Genomic DNA, 24,771 nt, shown 5'->3' on the forward strand with positions numbered 1-24,771 from the left:
CGTTTGGACGAAAATCACCCCTCAAACAGGGTCCTCATTCCATGAAAAATCACAGTGCGGAATCCCGTTGTGAACCTGCACAGCGCTCTGGCGTGCAGTTTGTTCCCCTCAAGTGACTGATGAGCGAATGATCGACGACGCTTTCTCAGCTATTGCCATTGTTACGGCATACGTGTTGACAGACGATGCTGTTGGCATGACGGATGCATCGACAACTCGCAGTGCGCCCACTCCGTAAACCTGGAGTTCAAGATCGACAACAGCTCCTTCATCCACCCCCATTCGACAGGTGCTTGAGAAGTGAAGAGCAGATGAGCCATATTCTCGTGCATAATCTAGAAGCTCCGCGCTGCTTGTTCTGAGAGGGCCTGGCAGTGTCTCGCGGACGCTAAATCGAGCGAGCTCCGGCCTCTCGAACAGTTCGCGAGCTAATCTTATGCCAGAGAGGAGTACTTCGCTGTCCGAATGCGCGGAAAGATAGCCGAGAGATATTGCAGGAGGGACATTCGGGTCAGCGGAAACGATTCTCACGGTACCACTGCTTTCAGGAAATGATTGCCATAACCCGACGGTCATGCCCGGCGCCGGCTCAAGTTTGCCTAAGCCAGCGTAACTGCCTGGAGTGAAGCTCAATTGGAGGTCAGCAGCGGCCACGCTGTCCCGGCTTCGAGCGAAGAGAACTGCATTGCTCGCGCCTAAGGACATGAGTCCTCGTCCAAACAAGGCATATACCAACGACTCGTGTAGGAAACGCCACCCACGTGCCCGCTCATTGAGGGTTACGGAGCCTTTAACGCGGTGGGCGATCCGGATAAGGAAGTGGTCCTTTAAGTATTCGCCAACACCAGGCGCATGATGCACCAACGGGATACCGTAATATGCTAAGAGGTTGGAAGGCCCCACGCCGGACAACTGCAATATTTGTGGTGACTTGAGAGCTCCCGCGGTGAGGATAACCTCCCGTCTTGCCTTGACATGGAATAGCTCTCCAGCTCGCAGGAATTCAACCCCTATCGCTCGACGATCTTCAAAGAGGACGCGCGTGCACAGCGCATTTGTGATCAGTTGAAAGTTTGAACGTGCTCGCGCTCGCTTCAGGAATGTGCGGGCAGCGCTTGCCCTAAAGCGACCTCGGCGGTTCTGCTGAAACCATCCGACACCGACATCTCGGCGGCCATTGATATCCGCCAGCACTGGAAAACCGAGGGACTTGGCGCTCTCGATGAACGCCGAAGATAGCGGATGATGGACTGCTAAAGCTGTCACCGGCAAAGGGCCATCACTTCCCCGGCCAGCAGATTCCCCACCATCGTAGTGCTCAATAGACCGGAAGTGGGGCAACAACCCATCGTAGCTCCAACCTGTGCATCCAAGCTGAGCCCAATGATCGTACTCCTGCGGATGCCCGCGAACAAACAGCGTTCCGTTTATCGAACTGCTACCGCCCAAGACCTTTCCCTGAGGTAGAGCAAGGCTCCGACCATTAAGCTCCAGAGACGGTTCACTAAAAAATCTCCAATTAATCGTTCTGTCGTTTTGAAGCTTTAGAAATCCCGCTGGCACGTGAATCAATGGGTTCTTATCAACTGGACCTGCTTCAAGCAGCAAAACTTTGAAGCGTCCATCTTGAGACAATCGGTCAGCAACAACGCTGCCGGCCGACCCTGCCCCAACAATGCAGAAGTCACATTCAATGTGATAGGATGTATCCACATCCTTCTTTGATCGCAATCGCTTGTCCGTTTGCATCGTTAATTTCCTGTCCTGTCTCTGGTCGAAATTGCTGCCTCAAGTAATTCCACCGCGCGCAGGGCAGGAGCTCGGCCTGCGCAACCTCCCAGACCTAAACGCCATTCTAAATGGTGGAGGGCTCTTGCAGGATGACTCTCGCCCTTGGCCTGTTCTCCAGACGCGTAGCGCCGTAGGACAGTTTCTACACTTTCGAGAAAACCTCCATGGCAGCCGAAATGCGCAGTTCACGTACCGAGCCAATCGGAATGCATCGAACTATGCCTGGGCGTGAAAGCGTGAAGATATAAAGACGATTTTCGGTCGTGAATCTCAAAGTCGCTCGCACGCCCCTCAACTGGCGCTATCATTCTGGGCCGGGCAGGCGTTGCTGGCCTTGTGGTGTCGATCAGCGATGACGCCCGGAGTATCTGCGAATGGCTCGGCCCACGTGTGAGACAGGCGCCCTCACAGATGACGAAATCCAACCCAAATTCACGCGTCTCGCACGGGAAAGTCCGTTTGTGGCCGTTAGCAAGACACTGTGTCAGCTGATCGATTTCGCTCACGATGCTCATAAGCAGCCTCCAATTCGTGGCTGAACGCTGCTTGGCCCGCTCAAACGGCCGGTTTGCCGCGCGGCGAGGCGACAGCTAAAGCTTATGCCTGTGGTGATCTTAACAAGGGGTGACAGCAGAATTCTTGATTATACAATGAAGTTTTGCTTACAAACTAACGCAAAAAGCCTCCTGAGGCTTCATATGTGAAATTGCGTGAATGAAGACTTTCGAATTTGTTGCGTGAGGCATTCCCACAAGGGGCCTGGTGCCTTCCACCGCAATCATGGATCGCTTGTTCTTTTGCGGGTCATCACCTCCGCGGCGCTTTCCCGGGGGCGGTCATTGCCCATACCGCGTGGCCCTATCTCCGCTTCCTTTGGCGACAAGAATCCTCCGGGGATGCGGAATTCAGGAATTCACGCGCTATTAGACCACCTTCCCCCTTGTCCGATGTCCGACCATGTCGGATGCGCGACGTCGCAAAGCCAGATCTACCCCCCTGATTTAAACTGTTTTCTTGTCTGGCATGGGAGATGCACTGTCATTCGCAAATGCGTCGCGGACTGAGGAGAATTCGTCCCATGATCACGCACAGCGAAAAATACCGCCGTCGCGGGTTTCCCGGTTGCAGAACGAGCCAAGACGACGCTCGAGTAGGCCTGGCAGCATGAAGACGGTTGCTTGTGTCCTCCGCTCGGGGGGCGAATTCGAGCCGCGCCATGTTGTTCGCCTATTGGACCAGGTGAACGAGCATTTGCCCCGCGCCAAGTTCCGTTGCTTCTCCGACGTGGACGTGCAGGGCGTCGAGGTAATACCGCTTCAGCATGAGTGGCCGGGTTTCTGGGCCAAGATGGAGCTGTTCCGGCCAGAACTTCCCGACGATTGGCTGTTTTTCGATCTGGACACTTCGATTGTCGGCAGTCTCGCGGATATGGCGGCGGTCGAGGGCCCGGTGATACTGAACGAATGCTACTGGCCGGGGGGCGTTGCAAGCGGCATCATGGCGATCCCGCAATCGATCAAGGCGGCGGTATGGGAGGCCTTTACAGCCGCACCCGCGGACCACATGCAGCGGTTCGCTATCGGCGGCGACGCTGTCGGCGGCGATCAGGCGTTTCTTGGGAGTTGCCGGGGAGTCGATTGGCGCCTGTGGCAGGACATCTGCCCCGGTCAACTGTGTTCCTACAAGATAGACGTTCAGCGCCTCGGCCATGTTCCGGCCGGCATCCGCGTGGTGTATTTCCACGGCAAGCCCCGGCCATGGGAGGTAGGTTGGTGAAACCATTCGAGCGACGTGGCAACGCAATCATCCGTCGTCTCTTTTTACCTATGATACCAGTTCTCAAAGAATGGCTGTGAACCGTTCGCAGCCTTTATTATACTTAGTTCGGAGGGCAGGAATGTGACGGATCTTGAACAGATCAGGATGAAACTCAAGCGCAGCCAACAGCACACGTTCCCACTGTACTTACATGAGTTCGGACTGGATTTGACTGTAAACGAGGGTGTGCTTTCACCACATGAATTCCAGTCTTGGCGTTGGTATACAGAGAATTTTCCTCCTTTTGTCGGGAAGCGTATCCTGGAGATCGGCTGCGGCTTCGGTCTGCCTGGACTGTACCTCGCGAAACTCGGCGCGTTGTCCTTGGTTGCTTGCGATATCGACCCTAGGGCAGTCGCGAACACGTTAGAAAATGCTGCAAGAAATGGCATCGACAATGTCGAGGTAATCGAAAGTGACATCTTTAGCAAAATTCCGCCTCGCCGAAAATTTGATTTTGTATTTTGGAACTGTCCGTCGGACTTTGCGCCGGACGACTATATCTATAGTGACGACCTCGAACGAGGAGCCATCGATCCGGGTTATAAATTGCTCAGCCGCTTTCTATCGGAAGGCCCAGAATTCCTTACGGAGTCGGGCAGCATACTCTTAGGCTTCCCCAGTGGTCAGCGGGACGATCTCCTCTCGGAAATCCTCCTCGCAAACGATCTCGATTCCGTACTTCTCGGGTCCGGCACCTACCCTCACGTAAGCCCGATCTACAGATTGTTCTCCATTCACAAAAGGGGCCTAGGCGCATGAAATCAGAACCGTTGCGTTGCGTGCATGGAAGATCGTGAGGTGATAAGAACCTACACCATTGATTAAGGTACTTAAACGCCGTGGACTTTCGGCAATTCCAGTTACGGCACGCCGAATGTTTGGGGGAGCGTGTTTCATAGCGTTACTTACGTTGAACGTTAGGCGCAGCTAGGGCAGCATATGTAGTGATCTATACGAAACTGCCCAGCTTATCTCGAGTCGAGCGGCAGATATCAACATGATCCATTGACATTGGAATTATCGCATGAACTCTCAGACTATCGGCTTTACGCCGGCTGTCGAGCTGGCCGAGCTGATTCGCACCAAGAAGATTTCGCCAGTCGAGTACATGCGCGCCCTCCTGGCGCGCATTGCCGAGCTGGAGCCCAAGGTAAACGCCTTCGCATACCTCGCCGCAGATCGCGCAATGAATGATGCGAAAAAGGCGGAAACTATGTTGATGAGCGGTGGGCGAATTGGGCGTTTGCACGGCGTGCCGGTCACGATCAAAGACCTTTCGATCACCAAGGACATGCCGACACAGCACGGCAGCAAGATCTTCGCCGGCGATCAGCCGACCTCGGATGCGCCGCTCGTGCAACGTCTACGGGACGAGGGCGCGATTATCGTCGGCAAGACTACCGTACCGGAGTTAGGCTGGACGGGCGTCTCGCACAGCCCACTTACGGGCATAACCAGCAACCCATGGATGCTTGGTTATAATGCCGGCGCATCCTCGGCCGGCGCGGGCGCCGCGGCAGCGGCAGGCTATGGGCCGCTGCACCAGGGTAGTGACGGAGCAGGATCGATCCGCATGCCCGCGCATTTTAGCGGTGTATTTGGACTCAAGCCTAGCTTCGGGCGTGTGCCGAACTATCCCGTCCCCGAAGGTGACATGACGGCCCATTACGGACCGATCACACGTACCGTCACCGACAGCGCGCTGATGCTCGAGGTCATGGCCGGTCCACATTGCCTCGACCATACGTCGCTCGAGGCGGAGCCCGCCAACTACATCGATCGGCTGCGCGACGGCGTGAAAGGCAGGCGCATCGCCTATAGTCCGAATCTAGGTTTCGCCCGCGTGGATCCGGAAGTCGCGGAGCTAGTGAAGGCCGCTGTGGCGCGCTTTATGGAACTTGGTGCAATCGTTGAGGAAGTACCCACCCCGTGGGCGAAGGATGGACCGGAATTGATCCGTTTCTTCTGGTCCGCGCATTTGACCGGCTTGGCACAGTACCTTCCGAAATGGGAGGCGGAGATGGATCCTGGGCTAGTCGCCTGCATCAAGCATTCAGAGAACGTTTCGGTTGCGCGCTACCAACAGATGCGCAAGCGTAAGATGGTATACGTAGCGAATATCCATCGCTGGTTCCAAGATTGGAACTTCCTCTTGACACCATCCGCTTCAGTGGCTGCTTTCCCGGCAGAGAAGCTGATGCCCGATCATTGGCCGACGCATCCTTGGGACTGGATCATGTGGGCGGAGTTCTCTTACCCATTCAACATGTCCTGGAACCCGGCCGCAAGCGTACCGTGCGGCTTTACTCCGGCGGGGCTGCCGGTCGGACTGCAGATCGTCGGCAAACGCTTTGACGATCTGGGCGTACTGCAGGCTGCAGCGGCATTCGAACAGCTGCAGCCATGGGCGGACAAGCGCCCGCGGCTCTGATCAGACTTCGCAACACGTAGAGATCTAACCCAGGTAACGCAACTCTAGCGGAGCTGACGCATTGAGTTTACCCAATATGGCGCGACCGTTGCTAGCATGGACACAGAGCTCTTCAACGGTGTACCTCCTTGGCAAGTATATCGGAAACAGAGAAGCTGGCCGGCCTCGACGCGTCTATAAACCATGCTGCAGGAGGAGCGAATACCCGAGTCCGCAACTCGGCAACCTTGGCATATCTCGGAGCTCGAGAGGCAATCGACCGTCGAGAACGACGGACGTGGGGTCTTGGGCAAGGTCGTGCAGCGAGCCTCGAAGGAGGGCGGCTCCTCAATTGGAGGGGCGCTCCACTTTTTAGCGGACGGAGAGCTATTGATGGAGTCGCGGACAAAACGCCTGCTGCTGCGCGAATGGAAGGACGAAGACATCGAACCATTGGCTCGAATGAATGACGATCCCAGAGTTGTAAGATACCTCGCAAGACTGGCCGATCGGAACGCGATTGAGGTATGGATAAATGCCCAACGAGAGCATTTCAAAAAACACGGATATGGCCTCTGGGCACTCGAGCGTTTGGATATTGCCGGGTCGATCGGCTTCTGTGGTCTTGTCAACGTTCCCTATCAAGCGCATTTCACACCGGCGGTTGAAATCGCTTGGAGGTTGCATCCGGATTGGTGGGGACGTGGATATGCAACCGAAGCCGCCGTTGCCGCTCTTGCCTTTGGGTTCCAGAATCTAAAGTTGAACCAAATCGTCGCAAATGCCGCAGGGGACAACGTCGCCTCGCGACGGCTTATGGAACGCATTGGCATGTCCCATGACCCAAAGGGCGACTTCGATCATCCATTCAAGGCTGTTGATGATCCCTTGCGACGCCAAGTCCTTTATAGGCTCTTGTATCAAGATTGGCGCCAAAAACTTCAAAAGTAGACCTCGATGTCCCACCTTTATCCAAAGCGCAATCGGGGTACCATCGGCTACTACGGCGCTGCATGCCGGTTAGGTTTGCACGCTAGTAGAGGCGGAAATTTTCGCTAACGATTTCACTGATCGCTCGATTCGCCGAAACCATTACCGAAAAGCCGCGCCGGACACGTCGCGCCCCGACGAAAAATGGTCGGCGGCACGTCGTCTCGCTCGCGAGCTCGACAGGGTCCTTGACAGTCGGGGGCACGACGCCCCGGCAATCAATCGGGCCGCGGCCGAGCTGTGCCTCTCGACCCGCCCGGTCTACAATCTGCTGGTGCGCTACCGCATCGATCGGACCGTGACATCGCTGCGGCCTCAGCTGGATGGCAGCCGCAAGAAGCGGGTTGATCAAGGACCAAGGCATCGAGGCGATCATTGATCATTGCAAAGACGTTGCGAGAGCAGTGGCTGATGCTGGAGGCTCCGCCGCTCGCTCCCGTCGTGGCCGAGATCCGCGCTCGCTGCGAGGAGGCCGGCTTGGCCGCTCCGTCCTATCTCCCGCTCGCCGGATACCCGGGCTGTTCAGCCCCGAGGAAATCGCGAGGAAGCGATCCGCCGACCCGAAGCTCTCCGTCGGCTCAAACCGCGGCCAGGATATATCCATGCAGCGCGCCCGCTCGACGTCTGCCAGATCGATCATACGCCCACCGACATCAATTTCCGTCATGAGCGGAGGAATCTCCGTTGGTCGAGCGTACCTGACGATCGTCACCGACGTGGCGACGCGCTATATTTTTGGTTTCTGCCTTACCCTTGAGACGCCGTCGGCGCTGTCGCTCGCGCTTTGCCTCGCCCAGGCCATGAGCCCGAAGGAGGCCTGGCTTACCGCCCGGGACGTCGAGCATAGGTGGCCGATGTTCGGTCGACCGCGGTCGCTTGTGACCGACTCCGCCAAGGAGTTCAAAGGCCATGCCTTCCAGCGTGGCTGCGAGGATTGCGGCATTCGCATCCGCTACCGGGGCCGTGGTCGCGTCCATCAGGGTGGCGTGGCCGAAAGGCTGCTCGGGAAGCTCAACTCTGTTTACAGCCCGGCTCGACGGGCCGATCCGTGGCTGATCGTGATGAATACCCTGTGCAACGGAGAGCTCGCCTCAGCTTCTCACATCAAATAATGGAAACGGCTACTTGACCTCAACAACCCCAACCACGGCCTGGTGCCCTCGGAGCGCTCGACCGGCGACACGGTAAAGCGCGGCGGCCTGACGTTGGCCGGGAATCGCCGCGCCCGCCGCGTCCTGATCGAAGGCGCCTGGGCCTACCGCTATCCCGCTAGGGTGACGGAGCCCATTCGCGTCAGGCTCGAGGGTCTGCCGAAGGCCGTGCGGGAGATCGCCTGGAAGGCTTTGCGCCCGCGATCGGCGCCTGACGGCTGCTGGCAAGAAGCAACCCATCGTCGTTGCGGCGATCGCGCGCGAGATGGCGGCGTTCGTGTGGGCCATCGGCCACCAGGTCGAACCGGTGCGTTGAGATGCAGCGCCCTTCTTCATCGGAGATCAGGATCCCGAAAAGCGCGCCCCCGGCGCGGGCGCCGCCGGATTGAAGGCTCCGCCCGCGCCGGATCTCCCGGCGGAAAAACCGGGCAGCACGGTGACGGGATGTGGCCACGGTGGGGAACTCCCGTCCTAACTATGTGGCCGGGCATCAGCCCAACGCCCGATACTAGACAGGGATAGCCCAGGACGGATTACGGTAGTGCGGTAACCAACCCGCGGATAAGAGCTGGATCAACCGTCGTCTCATGGCCCATCCCGTCTCCGTGCTGCCCTCATCAATGGCAAACAAACCTGTGGCAAAAGGCATAGGGCGAAAAAGGCCATCCATCATTCTTGACCATGGTCATAAGAGTTATGTGGCCGAGCCAATCCGCCCGACGCCCGCCCTCTAGACCGAGGAAAGCCCCGAGACGAAGACACGGAGGGCGGTATCCAACCCGCGGATGAGAGTTTGATCAACCGTCGTCTCTGAGCTCCACCCCCGACCCTGTGCAGTTCCAGCCAATCCGACTGCTTTGCACACTCGCGCCAAGCAGTTGTTCCCTCTCGCCTTCAACCTTGACTAGCCCGCGGAACGCTTTTCGGGGCGTTGCCATACTCGCGCTCCTACGCATCGTTGTTCGCGATCAATTGCGCTCGCGTTGCGCGGCGCCGGCTGGATCACCGCCTAGTCTTGTCTTGGAGTTAACTTTCGTAGACGTCGAAGGCAGTGGACAGCCCATCGGGGGGCACAGTCCGCACACCCCTGACCTTCCGTAGGCTTGTTCTGGAGTGGCTAGGCCAGGATTACTAAAGTGATGTCCCGACGGCACCCTTTCGGGATCGGCGTGAAGGACTCCCGTACAGAAGCAAGACACCGGCGATTGGACCACACGAAAAGGGATCGACTTATCGAGGCCGTTATAGAAGCCCGTTTCACAAGCCCAAGCTCCTCCAGTTTCCCGGTCTACCGATAATCGGAGGGTCGATATTATGCAGCCAGCGCATCATTTTTATGTGCGGCCCGTTTTCGCGATTGACACTCTCTGCAATGACGCTAACATGGAATGGCATTCCAAATGATCAGATGTTCCAGGTGAACAATGGATGAATTAGCAAGTCCGAGAGGGTTGAGATTAAGGGCCCCGAGATCGCTTGTCACAGGACTGTGGCTTTTAGTCCTCGTTGCAGTTTGGGCGGTTGCAGTTCGCGTCCTGAAAATCTCGGAGTTCATTCTCCCGAGCCCCGGCTCGGTGCTGGAGTGGATCGCAACCAGGCCAGGCTATTTCCTAACTGCAACTCTCTCCACCTTAAGACTTACCCTTGTCGGGTTCGGCGTCGGCATCGCCGTCGCCATCCCGGTGGGCTTTGCACTTGCCAAAATAAGGTGGCTTGAACGCGCGCTATATCCTTTGATCGTATTCCTGCAGACTATGCCCCTGATCACCATAGTTCCTGTTTTGGTTATCTGGCTCGGATATGGGCTAACTACCACCTCAATCTTGGTCGCTTTCAGCGTGTTCTTCCCTGTGTCGGTGAATACAATTTTAGGGGTGCGAAGTATTCCTCACAATCTCTTTTTCGTCACGCGCACCATGGGAGCGGGTCCCATTCAAACCTTCCAATACATCGACTGGCCGATGGCGCTCCCGTATTTGATGAGTGGTTTTCGGATATCTTTGGCGGTCGCCATAGTCGTCGCAGTTGTAAGCGAATTCATCGCATCCAATGACGGTCTTGGTTACGTCGCGCTGCGTGGAGTTCGAAATAGAGATACCGTCCAGATAGTCGCCGCAGTGCTGATAGCTGCCGCGCTTGGCGTCATCATCAATTCCGCTGCTCAATATATAGAACAGATGATATTAAAAAAATACAGAGAGTGACATACACAACGCATCAACCATCAATGGGAGATAATAATGCGAAAACTTCTACAATCATATGCGATGACTACAATGGTGACAGCTCTGCTGGCGGCTCTGGGAAGCATGCCTGCCGGAGCGGCAGAAAAGATGAAGGTGACCCTGAACTGGTTGCCGGACAATGGGAGCATTGGAATAATTTATGCTGATGCGCTTGGATACTATAAGGACGCGGGGATTGATCTGGATATCGAGCCGGGCAAAGGATCAGGGGCGACCTCGCAGCTCGTTGCGGGTGGTAGCACTGATGTGGGGCTCGCCAGCGCATCAAGCGCGATTGGAATTGCATCAAAGGGCGCGCCGCTTAAAGTCATCGCGCCCATATATCAAGTGGTGGACTGGGGCATCACGTCTCTCAAGGATACACCGATCACGAAACCAAAAGATCTGGAAGGAAAAACAATCGCTCTAGCGCCTGGCGCCGCAGACATTCCTCTCTTTGACACAATGCTGAAGCTGAATGGTGTCGATAAATCTAAAGTCAATATCCAAATGGTTTCCGGCGCGGGTGGAGTGCCGCTCTTAGCCGAGAAACAAATCGACGGCATCTCGGCGGCGCCCGGCGACGTTATGATCCCCTTGGCCACCAAGGGCATTGAGGCGAAGCAGATGTTTTACAAAGACTGGGGTGCTCCGCTTGTGGGTATAAGTCTCATAGCCCGAGCTGACAAGCTCGAGCAGAACCCAGAACTCTACAAGAAGTTTGTTGATGCAACTTTGAAGGGCTACTCAGAAGTTGCAAAGCACCCTAGCGCCGCCGTCGACGCGCTCCGTGAGCGCTACCCCGATGCTGCACCGAAAGAGGAGTTGATGGAGGAGCTGACCAAATTCGATATACCGCTCTTCTGCACTGCGGGCGCCCCGGGGATCGGAGCTGTCCCAGCTGCTACGTGGACGACAACAGGAGAGATTCTGACCGCAACCTTCGGATCGCTGGGGGACGGCGGGATCGCGGCCAAGCATACAGAAAGCTATCTCCCGGCTCAATTGCCAGCCTGTCCTTGATGTCGGCAATGGTGACGGCGCCGTTCGGCGCCGTCACCATGTTCTCGCTTAGAACGATGAGAGCAATAAAATGTTAGCTACCGATGTAAAAAGCCCGACGATGTCGCCCCAATTCCATTTGTCATCTCCGCTTGCGAGATTCATGCCTCCGGTATTGGTGGTGATTGGCTCGCTGATTTTATGGGAATTCGGCAGCGAATGGTTCGAACTTCCTAAGTATCTTCTTCCGGCGCCGTCGGAGTTTATGAATCGGTTCGTTACGGATAGGGGCGTTCTCGCTTACAATTTTTCGGCGACTGCGTACGTCGTGATACTCGGCTTCGCGATTGCGACAGCGATTGCAATCCCCTTGGGACTAGCTATCGCTTCATACCCATCCCTAAACCATAACTTGTTTCCCCTGATTGTATTCTTTGAAACCATACCTAAAACGATTACCGCTCCCCTTTTCGTTGTCTGGCTTGGGTTTGGGCTTTCACCGCGCATTGCGTTGACAGCTGTCATGACGTTCTTTCCTATCTTGCTGAACAGCATCGCCGGATTTTCGGCGATAAATCCACGTTTGAATTATATAACGAGATCGATGGGCGCGACCCCGTGGCAATCATTCCGCTTTGTTAGATTTCCATCAGCAATGCCTATCATTTTTGCTGGCATGAAAATGGGTATGGTCTACGCTGTTACGGGCTGCGTTACGGCGGAATTCGTTGGAGCCAACGAGGGGCTCGCGGCATTGATACTTCAGGCGGCGGACTACATGGATGTCCAGCTGATGTTTGCGGCAATATTCGCGACAGCTATGCTCGGCATGCTGTTGACAGGTATTTTACTTGGGGTTGAAAGATGGCTGATGCCTTGGAGAAGAGATCTGTGAGTATTACTCGTTTAAGCGGCAATGTGCCTCAAATTCACACGACAGCTTCGACGGTGAAGGGCACAACGCCCTCACTGGTGGAGGACGGAAGGCGCAGATTTATCGCCGCCTCGGAACTGTCTAAATCGTTTGGCGGGTTTCAGGCTCTTGGGCCTGTTAACATCCATATTGAGGAGGGGGAGTTTGTAAGCATTCTGGGGCCATCAGGATGCGGCAAGAGCACGCTGATGTTGGTCGTTGCGGGCCTGCTGCAGCCGACCAAGGGCCATATTGAGATCAACGGGAGGGTTCTGAAGCGTTCGATGACCGATGTGGGCATTGTCTTCCAGGATCATTTGCTGCTTGAGTTCCGAACCGCTTTCGAAAACGTGCTTCTGCAGCAGGAAATTCGTGGTCTTGATCGCAATCAGATCCGGAAGCGGGCTCAGGAATTGTTTGGGAAGCTTGGACTTTCCGGGGCAGAGTCACGTTATCCGCGACAGCTGTCAGGCGGAATGCAGCAGCGAGTCTCGATAGCCCGTGCCCTGGTTCATGAGCCCTCGGTTTTGCTTATGGACGAGCCATTCGGGGCTCTTGATGCGATCTCTCGCACTCAAATAAGGCATGATCTCGAGGCGCTGTGGATGGAGACGCGGAAAAGTGTCTTATTTATCACCCATTCTATCGAGGAAGCGATCGGGTTGTCGGACCGCGTCCTGGTCATGTCGAACTCCCCCGGGAGAGTAGTCGAGGAAATTCGCATCGACCTGCCCCGGCCGCGGCCGGCGTATCTTGGCCAGTATCCCGAATTCGCTAAATACGCGCAGCAGATCTACAAGACATTCGAGAAGTTGGGTGTTTACCAGTTCAAATAATTCCGCAGCGCTAAAGCCCTTTGGGATCAGCTAGTTGTTATAGAGGCGCAGTGGCGGCTGCGCGCAATCCGCGGACCTATCGCGTCCGCGAGGGTCTCGCTTCAATGCGAGAACACCAGGAGAAATCGATGAGCGAAGACATGAACGCGGGATCTCCGGGCGAGGACCTGTTCGAATTTGTTCCACGGAGACAAGGGTTCGACGGAGTGAAGACGCTCTACTATGAGACCGTCTTTCAGGATCCAACTCACCTCGAGGTATTTACATATACCGACCGAATGTCATACCGCCCTGGGGATACCGTGCGATTCCACACCAGCACGACCGCAGAGCGTTTCGACATAAGCATCGTTCGCGATGGCCTAAGCCCGCTGAAAATTGCTCATCTAAAAGGCATCAGCGGGGAATCAGTTGGCCTTCGTGAGGACTTTTTCGAACGAGGTTGCGATTGGCCTGAATCCCAATCGTGGCAGATACCTCTCGATGCACCAGCAGGATTTTATATAGCGACAAGTCAGGCAAGCCTAGGCGGCAAGAGTCAGGAGCAAGAGCACGGATTTTTTGTTCTTCCGCACAAGAATAAAGCGAAGGCGATCCTTCTAGTCGCGGCTACAGGGACTTGGAGGGCCTACAACGATTGGGGCGGCTACAGCCATTACGTTGGCCACCATCTGACGGATGGTTGGCATCTTGCCCCAAAGGTCACGTTGCATCGCCCCTGGGCGCGTGGTTTCATGTGGCTGCCGCCGGGTGCCCCGCGCAAGGCGACAAGACAGCAGACACCGATGGAGTCGCCGCCTCGCTACTTTTACGATGAGTTCGCTTACTCACGAGGCTTCAGCAAGTTTTACGCCAGTGCCGGCTGGGCGAGCTACGAGCGGCCATTCCTTTGCTGGGCAGAGGCTCAGGGGCTTGCAGTCGATGTCGTTTCTCAGGGCGACATGGTCGACGATCCGGATCTCTTAGCTGCATACAAATGTGTCGTATTCGTCGGTCACGATGAATACTGGACCTGGGAGATGCGTGAAGCAATCGAGCAGTATATGGATAGCGGAGGCAACGTGGCGCGCTTCGCCGGGAACTTCGGGTGGCAGATTCGGCTAGAAGACAACGGTATCACTCAGGTGTGCTACAAGGATAGGGCGTTCGAGAAAGATCCGCTCGCGGGCACCAAGGACGAGCGCCGCTTGGCGACCGATTGGTGGGATCCGCGGGTTGGCTGGCCTGGGGAACAGACCTTCGGTCTAAATACGCATTTCGGGCTCTTTGCGGGAGTAGGAGGGATGGCAGCCCGTGGACTCGGCGGCTTCACCGTCTATGATCCTAACCACTGGGCGTTTGAGGGACTTTACCTGGGGTACGGGGATGTCATTGGCTCGGAGGCCCAAATCTTTGGCTATGAAGTCGACGGATTGGACTACGAGCTGATAGACGGCATTCCACGCCCGAGCGCCCGCATGAAGACCCCTGAAGGTCTGCAGATTTTGGCGATGGGACTCGCCTCTAACTTAGAGCTTGCCCATGGCCGCAAGGGCGAGAGCCTCTACTGGGGTGACGAAACGACGGCATTTGCGCTTAAGCGCTATGGTGTTGCAACTGACGCCGCCCGGGATGCCGCCGCTCGTGGGTGTGGGATGGTTGTCGCTTTCCAGAAGGGGCGCGGCTCTGTATTTCATGCTGGCACCTGCGAGTGGGTTGCGGGCCTTCAGCAAGGCGATCCGGCGACCTGCCGCATTACACGTAATGTGCTGGATCGGTTCACCAGTCTTTAGGATGCCGATGGCTGTCTCCGCATTCTGTACGTGCGCACAAAGCAGATGTACTAATTGTGCGATTTGCCCAAATTTATAGTTGTCCAACCGACCTTTGGGGGTCGGTGGAGCAGCGCTCCACAATCCCGGGGAGTATATGGTCAGAACAATGATGGTGCACCGGTGTCATATTCTCTCGCGCTTGATTGGAACGCTCCAGTAAACATTGGTTGAGTCTGGGGTTTCGAGGTGGTTGATCCGGACATTGAGCAATTCGTGCTTGTGGGCGGTTCGAGTCATAGCCCCTGACAATGCCGTTGAGAAGGGACTGACCGGTGACATCTGCCTTGGATACGAAGACATCGACGACGATCGCGGCAGCGGGGCTGCCGAGGGTGGCCTGGGGCACAGGGGGGTACGTTACAGATACATCCGGCAAGACCTATATCGACGGCTCCGGCGGACCGGCGGTGTACAGCCTCGGCTATAGCAACATCGAGGTCGTGGACGCCATCCACGATCAGATGAAGCGTGTTATGCATGGCTACCGCTATACTTTTACCAGCGACCCCATGGAAGAGCTTACGGCGCTGATCAGTGAAGCCTGCGGCGCGGATCTTGATTCGATGGTTTTCGTGTCTGGAGGGTCGGAAGCGGTCGAATCCTGTTTGAAATTGGCATTGCAATATCATGCAGCGCGCGGCGAGAGGTCCCGTTACAAATTTATCTCCCGCCATCGGTCCTGGCACGGCAACTCGCTTGGCGCGCTCGCAGTCTCTGGCTTTGCAGAACGTAGGGCCCCTTACGAACATGCGTTACCACCCATATCGTTTCTATCGCCCGTCAATGCCTATCGCCCGCCGTCCGGTGTTTCCCCTGACGCGGTGGCGGAAATCTGCGCTCTGGAGCTAGCTACCGAGATCGAACGGCTGGGACCCGAACAGGTTGCTGCCTTCATCTTCGAGCCGGTCGTCGGCGCTGCGGGTGGCGTCGTTCCAGCGCCTCCGGGTTATTCCGCACGCATCCGGGAAATATGTGATCACTACGGCGTTTTGATGATTGCCGACGAGGTGATGTGTGGAAGCGGGAGGTGCGGCACCTTTCGCGCGCTTGAACATGATCAGGTTGCCCCTGACATCATGCCGATATCCAAGAGCCTGGGCGGTGGATACATACCGCTCGGCGCTGCGGTTTATGGCCACCGGGTGAGAGATGCCATAACAGCAATATATGGTGGACCGATGACAGGTCATACGTTTACTGGCCATACGGCTGCCTGTGCGGCCGGCGTTGCGGTGCAGAGGATCATCAAGCGCGACCGTCTCTTGGAGCGCATCAGGTCGAACAGTCCGCGGTTTTTTCAACTTGTGCGGGACTCCTTGGACGGCGTGGAAGCAGTCGGAGATATCCGTGGCAGAGGCTATTTCCTCGGTGTGGAGCTTGTGGCGGACCGAGCAACCAAGGTGCCCTTTCCTGCCGAGAAGAAGCTGTTCTTGAAGGTTCGCGAGCGCGCCCTCGAGAATGGATTGATCTGCTACCCCTCGGGCGGAAACGTAGACGGTTTCTCTGGCGATACCATCATCCTCGCACCTCGCTACAATTCGCCGGACAGTGAACTTGAAGAGATCGCTGACAAGCTTGGTATATCTGTTCGCCAAGCACTTTCAGACGTGGAGCCCTTGAGATGAAGCAAACTCGCTCAACCATCATCACGTGCGCGATCACTGGATCGATTCACACGCCATCTATGTCACCCTATCTCCCAGTGTCGGAGGAGGAGACCGTCAAGCAGGCAGTCGGTGCGGCCCAGGCCGGCGCGGCAGTCCTCCACCTTCACGTGCGCGACCCGAATACGGGCAAACCTTCAGCGGATCCCGAGCTGTTTTTGCGGGTTGTGAAGAAGATAGAAGCCCAAACTGACGCGGTGCTCAGTATCACGACGGGCGGAAGCGCTAAAATGTCAGTCGAGGAACGGCTAGAGGCGCCGACTTTGATCGGGCCCGAATTGTGCTCACTTAACCTCGGAACGATGAACTTTGCTCTTCACTCCATGGCGGAGAAGCCGCGGGAATGGAAGCACGACTGGGAAAAGCCGTTTCTGACCTCCACCAAGGACGGCTTCTTCAAGAACACTTTCAACGACATGGAGCGGATCATCAAGGACCTCGATGCTCGCTTCGGCACGAGATTTGAGTTCGAGGCTTATGACGTGGGCCATCTATATAGCCTTGCGCACTTGGTCGACCGCGGTATCGTTACCTCTAAGCCTTTCGTCCAGTTTGTGATGGGTATTCTAGGCGGGATCGGCGCCGATGCCGACAGCTTGATGCTGATGAAGGATACGGCGACCCGACTCTTCGGCAACGATATCGAATGGTCAGCCCTGCCCGGCGGTCGGGCTCAGATGCCTCTTTGCACCATGGCGGCAGTTATGGGAGGCAACATTCGCGTCGGGCTTGAGGACAACCTTTGGCTTGGTCCCGGCGAACTTGCGCAGACAAACGCCCAACAGGTCCGAAAGATCGCTAGTATCTTGGCTGAATTGCACCAGCCGATAGCATCTGCTGCTGAGGCCCGGCAGCGTCTGGGAATAAGGGCCGGATCGTGACTATTGGCGACAGATTGGATGCGATCCGCCGTCGCGAGGCCAAAGTTCCGCTCTACGAGCTGATAGGTCTTCGGGTCAACGATTTCGGCCCTGGCAGGGTGTCGATGTCGCTGACGCCGGCGCAGACACATGCCAATCCGCGGGGAAGCCTTGCCGGAGGCATCATCGCAACCGCATTGGATACAGCCGCCGCCTGGAGCTGTGATCTTCTTTGTTCCGAAGGGAACATTTGCACCACCATCGACTTGAAAGTGAATTTTCTTCGGCCGCTCGCGGTCACCGATGGAGACGTTGACGTAGTCGCTACAGCCTTGCATTCAGGCTCCAGGATCATGGTCTCCGAGGCGAAAATGTCCCGTAAAGACGGCAAGTTGATTGCGGTAGCCTTGGTAACCCTTGCTGTCGTTTCAACCTAGTGCGCGGGGCGCTGTCACGTTGTGCACATAAAACGCGTGGGGGCGGGACGAAGAGATTGCGCAGAGCCGAGAAGATCGACACGAAGCGTTGCAGTGCTCCTGGTGATCGGAAGCCTTGGAGTAACCATCCGGCGTGGGCCGCGGCAGACGCCGTTTTCGCGTGTTAAGCTGCTTGCATGGAGATCGACACCGACAAGATCGACGATGTCGTTCTGGGCTTGCTTTGGCTAACGCTGCATGAAGAAAGGCGCGCCTGGAAGGGTTGGATTGGGATGCTCTGGATGGCTTGCACCGTAAGCGATGCGCCAAGGCACCTTTCCCGAAATCGTCTTGATGGTTAGGTCGCTTGTTGGTCGGCGCGCCGGCGCCGATCACTCCGGGTCATAACGGGTGACGTAGTGGAGTTCGCGCAGGGCGGGGAAAACCAGGGCGATGTCTTTGTACACCACGTGCTCGATGAAGTACGCCGTCTCGGGCCCCGGCCTGGGCTTGCCGAGGATGGGCCTCCCGTTTTTGCGTTTTTGTCGACGCAGTAGATCAGGATCGGCAGCAGCAGGCCGAGAAAGGCCATCAACTGGCGCGGAGTGTCGAACCGGCGGACATCGCCGACTTCGCTGACGAAGGTGACGGCAACGATGAAGGCACAGCACGCAGCGCCTGATAGGCCGCCACCACCGGCGCCATCGACCAGCTCGGCACCAGCTCGGCCAGTTGCGCATCCAGCGTACCCCTCCGGTGACGGCCGCCTTGCTGAGGTAGGCTGAAGGCTGCGAGTCCTAGTGCAAGCACTAGGGGTAGCCCCTGTGACGAAGCATCAGATCGAAGTGATCACGTCGGTTGAGCGGCGCCGGCGCTGGTCTCGGGAGGAGAAGGAGCGGTTGGTCACGGCGACGTTTGAGGCTGGGGCCAGTGTTTCCGAGATCGCACGATCGGCCGGCATTCATGGAAGCCAGCTTTTCCGGTGGCGCAAGGAGCTCTGCCAGTTCTCCGCGCCGTCCATGCCGCAACTCGTTCCCGTGGAAGTAGTCGAGGCGCTGCCAGCGCCGCAACCGCCTGCGCAGCCACCGCCGATCTCCCGACCGCGCAAGAAGAGCAGCATGGTGACGATCGAGCTTGGCGGCGCCCGCCGCCTGCGGGTCGAGAGTGATATCGATAGCGAGGCGCTCGGCCGGATCCTGGATGTTCTGGAGCGGCGATGATCCCGGTTCCGAGCGGCGTAAAGGTGTGGCTCGCCACAGGCTACACGGACATGCGCAAGGGCTTCCCCGGCCTTGCATTGATGGTGCAGGAGACCTTGAAGCGCGATCCGCACACCGGTCACCTGTTCTGCTTCCGCGGGCGGCAGGGTGGCTTGATCAAGGTGATCTGGCATGACGGCCAGGGTGCCTGCCTGTTTACGAAGAAGCTCGAGCGCGGGCGTTTTATTTGGCCCTCGGCGGCCGACGGCACGGTGGTGATCACGCCCGCTCAGCTCGGCTATCTGCTCGAAGGCATCGACTGGCGGATGCCGCAAAAAGCCTGGCGTCCGAGCTCGGCGGGATGAGCAAAATCATTGGCATGGAGGAGCGAATATGATTCCATCGCGCCATGACCGATGCGGCCGATCAGCTTCCCGGTGACCTTGCCAGTGCGCACGCGATGATCCTCGCCGAGCGTGCCGCCCGCCGTGAGGCGCAAGCGCTCGCCGCCCGCGCGCAAGCCGTGAACTCGCACTCGGATGCGCTGATCGCTCGGCTCAGGCTGGAGATCGAGAAGCTGAAGCGCGAGATCCATGGCAGCCGGTCCGAACGCAAGGCGCGGCTTCTCGAACAGATGGAGCTGCAGCTTGAGGAGTTGGAAGCCGACGCCAGCCATGACGAATTGGCGGCGGAACTGACGGCACGCCCCTCGACGGTCAGGGCGTTCGAGCGCAAGCGCCCGTCGCGCAAGCCTTTCCCCGACCATCTGCCGCGTGAGCGCGTGGTCATCGCCGCGCCGGCGAACTGCCCGTGTTGCGGTTCGGGCAAGCTGGCCAAGCTTGGCGAGGATGTTACCGAGACGCTGGAGGTGATCCCGCGCCAGTGGAAGGTGATCCAGACCGTGCGCGAGAAGTTCTCTTGCCGCCAATGCGAGAAGATCGCACAGCCGCCGGCGCCCTTCCATGTGACGCCGCGCGGCTTTTCTGGGCCGAACCTTTTGGCGATGATCCTGTTCGAGAAGTTCGCCCAGCACCAGCCGCTGAACAGGCAGAGCGAGCGCTACGCCCGCGAAGGCATCGACCTCAGCCTGTCGACGCTTGCGGACCAGGTCGGAGCCTGTGCCGCGGCGCTGAAGCCGGTGCATGGACTGATCGAGACGCATGTGCTTGCCGCCGAGCGGCTGCATGGCGATGACACCACCGTACCGATCCTGGCGAAAGGCAAGACCGATACCGGTCGTATCTGGACCTATGTCAGGGATTATGCGCACCCGATGATTATGCGCAGCTCACCGTGACATTTATCCAGTTTTCTTCGGCAGATCATTGAGATGGTGGCCGGCATTCAAACTAGGCGCTGCGCATAATCCTTCCGAGTCCAATCAACTCGGAAGGAGACAACATGCAAAAAGCGATCATCCTTCAGCCACAGCCCCGCGCTTGGCTGGAGGGCAGTATTCTTCGGCCCTACGTTTCGCAGTACGGTGAGCTATGGCGCGGCGATCAGGATGAGACGGCGGCGACAATCTAGATGAGACTCTTATGTCGCGGTCGATTGGAAGTTATCACGCTGATCGTCGCTGGCAAGAACTTCGCTGGTTTCTGATTGCCGCTCCGCGACAAGTTCCTGGGTGTTTTTGATTGTCGCGTATGAGGCTGGTCTGCCGCGCTGGCGTTTGGCTTCCATTGCGGATCTGCGCCGATAGCTTTCGACATTCATCTCGAAGATCGTTGCGTGGTGGACGAGGCGGTCGACCGCGGCGAGCGTCATAGCGGGGTCCGGGAAGACCCTGTTCCATTCCCCAAAGGGCTGATTGGCGGTGATCATGATGGAACGCCGCTCGTAACGGGCGGAGATGAGCTCGAAGAGCACGCTGGTTTCGGCCTGGTCCTTGGTGACGTAGGCCAGATCGTCGAGGATGAGCAGATCGAACTTGTCGAGCTTGTCGATGGCGGATTCGAGCTGGAGTTCACGCCGCGCAACCTGAAGCTTCTGGACGAGATCGGTGGTGCGGGTGAACATCACGCGCCAGCCGTTCTCGATCAGCGCAAGGCCGATGGCTGCGGCGAGATGACTCTTGCCGCCGCCGGGCGGCCCGAACATGAGGACGTTGGCGCCTTTTGCGAGCCAACTGTCGCCGGCGGTGATCGCCATGACCTGGGCCTTGGAGACCATGGGCACGGCATCGAAGGCGAAGCTGTCGAGCGTCTTTCCGGGCGGCAGGTGCGCCTCGGCGAGATGCCTTTCGATCCTGCGATGGGCACGTTCGGCCAGTTCATGCTCGGCGATGGCCGAGAGGAAGCGCGCGGCCGGCCACCCCTCCCGATCCGCCTGTTCGGCAAATTGCGGCCAGAGCGTCTTGATCGTCGGCAGCCTCAGTTCGTTGAGCATGATGCCGAGACGAGCTTCGTCGATAGTGTGGGCGCCCTTCATGCGGCTTCTCCCGCATACGTCGTGCCGATCAGGGCTTCATAGCCATTGAGCGACGCCAGTTGCACATGAACGGTCGGCAACCGGGCCGGGTCCGGAGCGAAGAGGGTTCGCAGGGCGGCAATGTCGGGCAGGTCGCCGGCGTCGAGCGTTCTGGCAAGCTCCTCGGCCAGTTCACGCTCGCAGCCGCGATCATGGGCCAGTGTCAGCAACTCGACGGTGATCTTGCAGGCTTGCTTGTCGGGAAGATGCTCGATGAGAGCCTCAAAAGCCCTGCGGTATTCCTGACGCGGGAAGAGCTTGTCGCGATAGACGAGCCCGCGAAGCGCCATCGGCTTCTTGCGCAAGGAATGGATGACGTGGTGGTAATTGACGACCTGGTCATGCCGGCCGTCGGCATGGCCACGCCCGCGGGGCAAGGTCATCAGATGCGTGCCGCCGATGAAGACCTCGAGGCGATCGTCGAAGAGGCGCACACGAAGCCGATGTCCGATCAGGCGGGAGGGCACGGTGTAGAAGACCTTGCGCAAGGTGAAGCCGCCGGTGCGCGATACCGTGACGACCACCTCTTCGAAGTCGGTGGTGCGACGATCGGGAAGCCCCTGCAAATGCGAACGCTCGGCGTCGATGCGCTTGCCGTGTGCCGCATTGCGGCGGCTGACAATCTCATCGATGAAGATGCGGTAGGAGCCGAGATCGTCGAAGTCCCTTGTTCCGCGCATCAGCAGGGCGTCGCGAACGGCGTTCTTGAGATAGCCGTGGGAGCTTTCGATCGAGCCGTTCTCGTGGGCGATGCCTTTGTTGTTGCGGGTTGGCGTCATGCGGTAGTGGGCGCACAGTTCCTCATAGCGGCGCGTGAGATCGGCCTTTGCGTCGGCATCGAGGTTGCGGAAGGCGGCCGACAGGCTGTCGCTGCGGTGATAGAGCGGCGTGCCGCCAACAGACCACAACGCGTTTTGAAGCCCTTCGGCCAGGGCGACGAAGCTTTCGCCGCCGAGGATGACATGGGCGTGCTCAAAGCCCGACCAGGCGAGCCGAAAGTGGTAAAGGAGGTGGTCGAGCGGCTGACCGGCGATCGTTACGCCGAGGCCGCTCATGTCGGTAAAGTCTGACAGCCCCAGTCGGCCGGGCTCGTGCCTCTGGCGGAAGATCACCTCCTGTGCCTCACCGTGAACAGCCCGCCATGACCGGATCCGTCGCTCAAGCGTACGGCGAATGCCTTCGGACAGTTCCGGATGGCGCCGCAGCATCTCGTCGTAAACGGCGACGGCACGGATGCCGGGAGCGGCCTTCAGAAGAGGAACGACCTCCGCGTCGAAGATATGCTCAAGCGGATCGGGGCGACGCCGGCCGCGCGGCGGCCTGTTTTGCGATGGAAGGCTGGCTTCCTTCTCGATGCGATAAGCCGTCGCCCGGCTGATCGACGCCTTTGCGGCGGCGATCTCAACAGAATGCGTTTGTCGGTACTTCATAAAAAGCCTCGTCTGATGATCGGTTACGTGGCGACCCGGCACAAAGGTGATTCTCCATTCCAGAAAACACCAACGCTACCGGCCCGACCGCGATCATGAGACGCCGAAAAATTGCGCCGCGGCGGGGATGTAACTCCGGTCGGGCTACGCCCTCCCTTCGTCACACCCCCGCCGCCGAGTCTCATCCCGATTGACGCTGAATCTCACCTTGATTGTCGCCGCGCAGTGAGCACTTGCAGCGCAGGCGATATGCGCCGAACACGCAGCGCGCCTATTTGTGCTGCATCGCGCATTTCGCCTATTGGCTGACTCAGGAGGGGTATGACCTGGAAGCGATCGGCCAGGGCGCCGTTATGCGCTTTCTCTCGGAGCACCTGCCGGCGTGCGCCTGCTCCGACCCGGTCCGTCGTTTGCGCCATGAGCTGCAGGCTGCACCGGGCCATCTTTTGGAGGTGCTCGAAGCCGGCGGCGTGGTGCTGCAGTATCCTGCCCGCAATTCCGCCATCGAACAGGAGCTGACGCGCTTCGATACCCACATGCGCGACGTCTGGGGATTGGCGGACAACACCCGTCGGAAGCGTTGCCGAGTGATTGGAGGATTTCTCGTCGAGCATTTCGGCGAGCAGCCGATTTCCCTGGCGACAGTCAACGCCGCATCCATCCGCCGCTTCGTCCTTGGCAAACAGGGGCGAAGACCCACCACCGTCGCCGCGATCGGCGTCATCATTGGCTGCTATCTCCGCTTCCGCAGCATGTCCGGCGACCGGGTGAGCGAACTGAAGGCCGCGATTCCCCGGGTCGCCCACTGGCGGTTGGCATCTTTGCCTGAGGTGCTGACCGGCGCCGAGATCGACGAACTGCTGAGTTCCTTTGATCAGGCGTTCCCGTCGCGCCTGCGGGCTTATGCGATGGTGCGGTGTCTGATCGATCTCGGTCCTCGATCCAGCGAAGTCGTCAAGCTGCAGCTTGACGACATCAACTGGGCCGATGGCACGATCAAGCTTGTCGGCACCAAGAGCCGACGCGCGGATGCTCTGCCGCTACCGTTCGAGACGGGAGCGGCGATCGCAGCCTATCTGCACGAGGAGCGGCCCGCGACGTCGAACCGGGCCATATTTGTTCGCCATGTTGCCCCCTACGACGAGCCGATCACGACGAAGAGCGTCAAACGCGCAGTGCTGGCCGGCTACCGAAGATGTGGATGGACGCGGACCGGTGTCCACATTCTCCGCCACAGCATGGCGAGCCGACTTCTGCACCCTCAGATATGTCGCCGAGATGCTCGGCGAGGCAGACGTTTTGCGCGATTGCTCGATCGAGATGTTCTCAGAAGACGGTTGCCTGAGCGCCTACGACGGCTATCCCGCAACCGAATTAAGCGAAACTATCATCGTCTTCACCCAAGATGGCATCGACAACCTTCGGCAAATCCTTCACGAGCGCAGGGCTACCGGTGACGCTCCGCCCAAACCCGCCGCAGGAAATCTCCCGAGACCATAGCCAATACGGCCTTGGCCGTATGGATACCATCCAGCCGCTCCAGCCGGTCCTGCGCATCGGTGATCACGTCGACCTGGTCCTGGAACACGATCTGCTGGGCCAGATGGTCGAACCTTTGCGCCGCCAGCCAGCGGGCATGGGGCCGGGTCCAGTTCTTGCGACCGGTAAAGACCCGGCCATGGCGCAGCAGGAACGACAGAAGCTGCTGGCGCTTGGATCAGCGAGGGCGCAACAGAGCCAGAACACCGCTGTTCGAGGATAGCATGCCGCCGTCAAG

General features: G+C 58.1%; 22 protein-coding genes and 4 pseudogenes. 20 read left to right on the forward strand and 6 right to left on the reverse strand.

Features of this window, described 5'->3' with window-relative positions; genetic code table 11:
- Positions 1–108: 108 nt before the first annotated feature.
- Entirely contained in the window at positions 109–1,749 is a 1,641-nt protein-coding gene (locus tag EH240_RS27780; protein ID WP_125004601.1) for a GMC family oxidoreductase, read from the reverse strand.
- 1,206 nt (positions 1,750–2,955) lie between these two features.
- Here EH240_RS27780 and EH240_RS27785 point away from each other — a divergent pair.
- From EH240_RS27785 to EH240_RS27850, 14 genes and pseudogenes are all read left to right on the forward strand, one after another.
- Complete coding sequence (locus EH240_RS27785) at positions 2,956–3,567, forward strand: hypothetical protein (protein WP_125004603.1); 612 nt, start codon at positions 2,956–2,958, stop codon at positions 3,565–3,567.
- Positions 3,568–3,690: 123 nt separating this feature from the next.
- On the forward strand, positions 3,691–4,371 hold the full coding sequence (locus EH240_RS27790; protein WP_125004605.1) for a methyltransferase: 681 nt from the start codon (positions 3,691–3,693) through the stop codon (positions 4,369–4,371).
- Between the two features lie 265 nt (positions 4,372–4,636).
- Entirely contained in the window at positions 4,637–6,043 is a 1,407-nt protein-coding gene (locus EH240_RS27795) for an amidase family protein (RefSeq protein ID WP_125004606.1), read from the forward strand.
- Positions 6,044–6,328: 285 nt separating this feature from the next.
- Positions 6,329–6,973 (forward strand): GNAT family N-acetyltransferase, encoded by a 645-nt coding sequence (locus EH240_RS27800; protein WP_245436422.1) that lies wholly within the window; start codon positions 6,329–6,331, stop codon positions 6,971–6,973.
- Positions 6,974–7,614: 641 nt separating this feature from the next.
- Positions 7,615–8,124, forward strand: coding sequence for an integrase catalytic domain-containing protein (locus EH240_RS40175; RefSeq protein ID WP_425374838.1), 510 nt, complete (start codon positions 7,615–7,617; stop codon positions 8,122–8,124).
- Positions 8,125–8,160: 36 nt separating this feature from the next.
- Positions 8,161–8,479: pseudogene (locus EH240_RS27810) on the forward strand (transposase); the annotation flags it as partial.
- A gap of 1,258 nt (positions 8,480–9,737) precedes the next feature.
- Positions 9,738–10,367, forward strand: a complete 630-nt coding sequence (locus tag EH240_RS27815) for an ABC transporter permease (protein WP_167484185.1) — start codon at positions 9,738–9,740, stop codon at positions 10,365–10,367.
- Positions 10,368–10,403: 36 nt separating this feature from the next.
- Positions 10,404–11,411: an ABC transporter substrate-binding protein gene (locus EH240_RS27820; protein WP_125004610.1), complete on the forward strand. Its 1,008-nt coding sequence runs from the start codon at positions 10,404–10,406 to the stop codon at positions 11,409–11,411.
- A gap of 70 nt (positions 11,412–11,481) precedes the next feature.
- A complete protein-coding gene (locus EH240_RS27825) occupies positions 11,482–12,285 on the forward strand; it encodes an ABC transporter permease (RefSeq protein WP_125004612.1) in 804 nt (267 codons plus the stop codon).
- Entirely contained in the window at positions 12,255–13,139 is an 885-nt protein-coding gene (locus EH240_RS27830; protein ID WP_125004614.1) for an ABC transporter ATP-binding protein, read from the forward strand. The genes EH240_RS27825 and EH240_RS27830 overlap by 31 nt, the downstream gene beginning before the upstream one ends.
- A gap of 128 nt (positions 13,140–13,267) precedes the next feature.
- On the forward strand, positions 13,268–14,911 hold the full coding sequence (locus tag EH240_RS27835) for a N,N-dimethylformamidase beta subunit family domain-containing protein (protein WP_125004616.1): 1,644 nt from the start codon (positions 13,268–13,270) through the stop codon (positions 14,909–14,911).
- 326 nt (positions 14,912–15,237) lie between these two features.
- Positions 15,238–16,578 (forward strand): aminotransferase class III-fold pyridoxal phosphate-dependent enzyme, encoded by a 1,341-nt coding sequence (locus tag EH240_RS27840; protein WP_206075334.1) that lies wholly within the window; start codon positions 15,238–15,240, stop codon positions 16,576–16,578.
- Positions 16,575–17,498 (forward strand): 3,5-dioxohexanoate:acetyl-CoA acetone transferase, encoded by a 924-nt coding sequence (gene kce / locus EH240_RS27845; RefSeq protein ID WP_125004620.1) that lies wholly within the window; start codon positions 16,575–16,577, stop codon positions 17,496–17,498. Before EH240_RS27840 ends, kce begins: the two co-directional genes overlap by 4 nt.
- On the forward strand, positions 17,495–17,914 hold the full coding sequence (locus EH240_RS27850) for a PaaI family thioesterase (protein ID WP_167484186.1): 420 nt from the start codon (positions 17,495–17,497) through the stop codon (positions 17,912–17,914). Before kce ends, EH240_RS27850 begins: the two co-directional genes overlap by 4 nt.
- Here EH240_RS27850 and EH240_RS40180 read toward each other — a convergent pair.
- Positions 17,829–18,038, reverse strand: a pseudogene (locus EH240_RS40180) (hypothetical protein); the annotation flags it as partial. The gene EH240_RS27850 and the pseudogene EH240_RS40180 overlap by 86 nt on opposite strands.
- Before the next feature lie 52 nt (positions 18,039–18,090).
- On the opposite strand from EH240_RS40180, the pseudogene EH240_RS38560 reads away from it, so the two are divergent.
- Positions 18,091–18,242: pseudogene (locus EH240_RS38560) on the forward strand (DUF6429 family protein); the annotation flags it as partial.
- Between the two features lie 222 nt (positions 18,243–18,464).
- Here the strand turns inward: EH240_RS38560 and EH240_RS38565 are convergent.
- Positions 18,465–18,616 (reverse strand): annotated as a pseudogene (locus tag EH240_RS38565) (transposase); the annotation flags it as partial.
- 101 nt (positions 18,617–18,717) lie between these two features.
- Here EH240_RS38565 and tnpA point away from each other — a divergent pair.
- The 3 genes from tnpA to tnpC are packed head-to-tail and all read left to right on the forward strand — an operon-like array spanning position 18,718 to position 20,389.
- Complete coding sequence (gene tnpA, locus EH240_RS27865; protein ID WP_167484187.1) at positions 18,718–19,113, forward strand: IS66-like element accessory protein TnpA; 396 nt, start codon at positions 18,718–18,720, stop codon at positions 19,111–19,113.
- Positions 19,110–19,457 (forward strand): IS66 family insertion sequence element accessory protein TnpB, encoded by a 348-nt coding sequence (tnpB, locus tag EH240_RS27870; protein ID WP_125004626.1) that lies wholly within the window; start codon positions 19,110–19,112, stop codon positions 19,455–19,457. Before tnpA ends, tnpB begins: the two co-directional genes overlap by 4 nt.
- A 44-nt stretch (positions 19,458–19,501) precedes the next feature.
- Positions 19,502–20,389, forward strand: a complete 888-nt coding sequence (gene tnpC / locus EH240_RS27875) for an IS66 family transposase (protein ID WP_425374839.1) — start codon at positions 19,502–19,504, stop codon at positions 20,387–20,389.
- A gap of 242 nt (positions 20,390–20,631) precedes the next feature.
- On the opposite strand, the gene istB is transcribed toward tnpC, so the two are convergent.
- Positions 20,632–21,525: an IS21-like element helper ATPase IstB gene (gene istB / locus EH240_RS27880; protein WP_125004628.1), complete on the reverse strand. Its 894-nt coding sequence runs from the start codon at positions 21,523–21,525 to the stop codon at positions 20,632–20,634.
- Positions 21,522–23,036 carry an IS21 family transposase gene (istA, locus tag EH240_RS27885; RefSeq protein WP_125004630.1) on the reverse strand — a complete coding sequence of 505 codons (1,515 nt, stop codon included), beginning with the start codon at positions 23,034–23,036 and terminating at the stop codon, positions 21,522–21,524. Before istA ends, istB begins: the two co-directional genes overlap by 4 nt.
- A gap of 191 nt (positions 23,037–23,227) precedes the next feature.
- Here istA and EH240_RS27890 point away from each other — a divergent pair, with 191 nt between their 5' ends.
- Positions 23,228–24,451, forward strand: coding sequence for a tyrosine-type recombinase/integrase (locus EH240_RS27890; protein WP_125004632.1), 1,224 nt, complete (start codon positions 23,228–23,230; stop codon positions 24,449–24,451).
- Here the strand turns inward: EH240_RS27890 and EH240_RS40185 are convergent.
- Complete coding sequence (locus tag EH240_RS40185) at positions 24,442–24,582, reverse strand: hypothetical protein (protein ID WP_425374840.1); 141 nt, start codon at positions 24,580–24,582, stop codon at positions 24,442–24,444. The two genes, EH240_RS27890 and EH240_RS40185, sit on opposite strands and share 10 nt — an antisense overlap.
- Here EH240_RS40185 and EH240_RS38180 point away from each other — a divergent pair.
- Positions 24,514–24,756 (forward strand): hypothetical protein, encoded by a 243-nt coding sequence (locus EH240_RS38180; RefSeq protein ID WP_167484188.1) that lies wholly within the window; start codon positions 24,514–24,516, stop codon positions 24,754–24,756. The two genes, EH240_RS40185 and EH240_RS38180, sit on opposite strands and share 69 nt — an antisense overlap.
- The last annotated feature ends 15 nt before the right edge of the window (positions 24,757–24,771 follow it).

The organism is Mesorhizobium tamadayense (genome assembly GCF_003863365.1).
Taxonomy (GTDB): Bacteria; Pseudomonadota; Alphaproteobacteria; order Rhizobiales; family Rhizobiaceae; genus Mesorhizobium; species Mesorhizobium tamadayense.

Coding starts and splice junctions, on each gene's coding strand:
- EH240_RS27780 (WP_125004601.1), bottom strand. CDS start 1,749: ATGCAAACGGACAAGCGATTGCGATCAAAGAAGGATGTGGATACATCC.
- tnpC (WP_425374839.1), top strand. CDS start 19,502: ATGACCGATGCGGCCGATCAGCTTCCCGGTGACCTTGCCAGTGCGCAC.
- tnpB (WP_125004626.1), top strand. CDS start 19,110: ATGATCCCGGTTCCGAGCGGCGTAAAGGTGTGGCTCGCCACAGGCTAC.
- EH240_RS27795 (WP_125004606.1), top strand. CDS start 4,637: ATGAACTCTCAGACTATCGGCTTTACGCCGGCTGTCGAGCTGGCCGAG.
- EH240_RS27820 (WP_125004610.1), top strand. CDS start 10,404: ATGCGAAAACTTCTACAATCATATGCGATGACTACAATGGTGACAGCT.
- EH240_RS27825 (WP_125004612.1), top strand. CDS start 11,482: ATGTTAGCTACCGATGTAAAAAGCCCGACGATGTCGCCCCAATTCCAT.
- EH240_RS38180 (WP_167484188.1), top strand. CDS start 24,514: ATGGATACCATCCAGCCGCTCCAGCCGGTCCTGCGCATCGGTGATCAC.
- kce (WP_125004620.1), top strand. CDS start 16,575: ATGAAGCAAACTCGCTCAACCATCATCACGTGCGCGATCACTGGATCG.
- EH240_RS40175 (WP_425374838.1), top strand. CDS start 7,615: ATGCAGCGCGCCCGCTCGACGTCTGCCAGATCGATCATACGCCCACCG.
- EH240_RS27835 (WP_125004616.1), top strand. CDS start 13,268: ATGAGCGAAGACATGAACGCGGGATCTCCGGGCGAGGACCTGTTCGAA.
- istB (WP_125004628.1), bottom strand. CDS start 21,525: ATGAAGGGCGCCCACACTATCGACGAAGCTCGTCTCGGCATCATGCTC.
- EH240_RS27785 (WP_125004603.1), top strand. CDS start 2,956: ATGAAGACGGTTGCTTGTGTCCTCCGCTCGGGGGGCGAATTCGAGCCG.
- EH240_RS27830 (WP_125004614.1), top strand. CDS start 12,255: ATGGCTGATGCCTTGGAGAAGAGATCTGTGAGTATTACTCGTTTAAGC.